Origin of the sequence: Streptomyces azureus (assembly GCF_001270025.1) — a bacterium.
Taxonomy (GTDB): Bacteria; Actinomycetota; Actinomycetes; order Streptomycetales; family Streptomycetaceae; genus Streptomyces; species Streptomyces azureus.
In genome coordinates this window covers 1-289 of record NZ_DF968424.1, presented here as the reverse complement: position 1 = coordinate 289, position 289 = coordinate 1, and the positions used below count along the sequence as shown (strand labels likewise).

The window sequence follows — 289 nt, the reverse complement described above, 5'->3', positions numbered from 1 at the left end:
AACTCACCGACGAGCAGTGGAAGTTGATCGAGCCGTTCCTGCCAATAGGCGAGTACGGCCCGTACCCCGAGCGGCTGCGGGATCAGTTCGAAGGGGTGATCTGGCGCTTCAGGACTGGCGCGCAGTGGCGTGAGATGCCGGGCGAGTTCGGGCCCTGGCCGACCGTCTACGGGCGCTTTCGGGTCTGGCGGAACGCCGGTGTTTTCACCGCGCTGATGGAGGGCCTGATCGCCGAAGCCGCCCGCCAGGGCAAGGTCGACTTATCCCTGGTCAGCGTGGACTCCACGAC

At 66.1% G+C, this 289-nt stretch carries 1 protein-coding gene; it reads left to right on the top strand.

The window, feature by feature from the left end; all coding sequences use genetic code 11:
- Positions 1–289: transposase (locus AOQ53_RS34770; RefSeq protein ID WP_148640416.1), on the top strand; the 289-nt coding region annotated here is incomplete at both ends.